Genomic DNA, 1,309 nt, shown 5'->3' on the forward strand with positions numbered 1-1,309 from the left:
CGCGACGGGACGGGCGAGGGCGCGGCGTCGTCGACGACCGGACCGCGGTGAGCCCCACCGCTCGCCGGGTCCTGGGCGGGCTCGGCGGTGCCGCGGCGATGATCGCCGCGATCACCGTGCTGAGCCGCGTGCTCGGGTTCGGCCGCTACCTCGTGCAGGCCAGCGCGTTCGGCGTCGGCGCGATCGGGAGCACCTACAACTCGGCCAACCTGCTGCCGAACGTGCTGTTCGAGGCCGCTGCGGGAGGCGCGCTCGCGGGCGCGCTCGTGCCGCTGCTCGCCCTGCCCGTCGCGAAGAACCTCCGCGAGGACGTCGACGCGGTCGCGTCGGCCGCGCTCGGGTGGACGCTCGCGGTGCTCGTGCCGCTCGGCGCGCTGCTCGCGGCGCTCGCCGGACCCATCGCCGCCGTCTGGCCCGATCTCGCCGACGCGCAGCGGGACCTGCTGCGGTACTTCGTCACGGTGTTCGCGGTGCAGGTGCCGCTCTACGGCGTGGCGGTGCTGCTGTACGCGGTGCTGCAGGCGCACAAGAGGTTCTTCTGGCCGGCGTTCGCCCCCGTGATGTCGTCGGTCGTCGTGATCGCGGTGTACGCGACCTACGGCCACCTCGCGGGTGGGGAGCTGGACGACCCCGCGGCCGCCGGGGACGCGGCCCTCACGGTGCTCGCGTGGGGCACGACGGCGGGCGTCGCGGTCATGGCCCTGCCGATGTTCTGGCCCGTGCACCGCCTCGGTGTCCGCCTGCGGCCCACGCTGCGGTTCCCGCCCGGGGTCGCGCGACCGTTCGCCGCGCTGGCGTTCGCCGGGGTGGGGTCGCTCGTCGCGCAGCAGCTCACGACGCTCGTCGTCATGCTCGTCGCGTCGTGGCGCGGCGGTGACGGCACGTTCTCGCTGTACGTGTGGTCCCAGCAGGTGTACCTGCTGCCGTACGCGGTGCTCGTCGTCCCGCTCGCGACCTCGACGTTCCCGCGCCTCGCGGCCCGCGCGAAGGACGGCCGCCTCGGCGAGTACGCGTCGATGGCGTCCGCCACGACACGGGCGGTCGTCGCCGCGGCCGGCGTCGGCGCGGCAGCGGTCGCAGCCGCGGCGCCCGCCGTGGCCGACGTGTTCGGGACCATCGGACGGGACCGGGACGGCATCGGGGCGATGGCGCCGACGATCACGCTGATGATGCCGGGGCTCGTCGGTTTCGCCGTGATGTTCCACGTGTCGCGCGCGCTGTACGCGCTCGAGCGCGGCCGGGCGGCCGTGACGGCCAACGTGATCGGCTGGGCGACCGCCGCCGTCGGGTCGGTCGCGCTCGCCGTGGT

Annotated in this window: 1 protein-coding gene; it reads left to right on the forward strand. The window is 75.3% G+C overall.

All coding sequences use genetic code 11. From position 1 onward, the window contains the following. Positions 1-47 precede the first annotated feature (47 nt). Positions 48-1,309 (forward strand): lipid II flippase MurJ (gene murJ, locus HGA02_RS19560; RefSeq protein WP_168681059.1); only part of this gene is annotated, 1,262 nt, incomplete at its 3' end.

Origin of the sequence: Cellulomonas septica (assembly GCF_012396155.1) — a bacterium.
GTDB lineage: Bacteria > Actinomycetota > Actinomycetes > Actinomycetales > Cellulomonadaceae > Cellulomonas > Cellulomonas septica.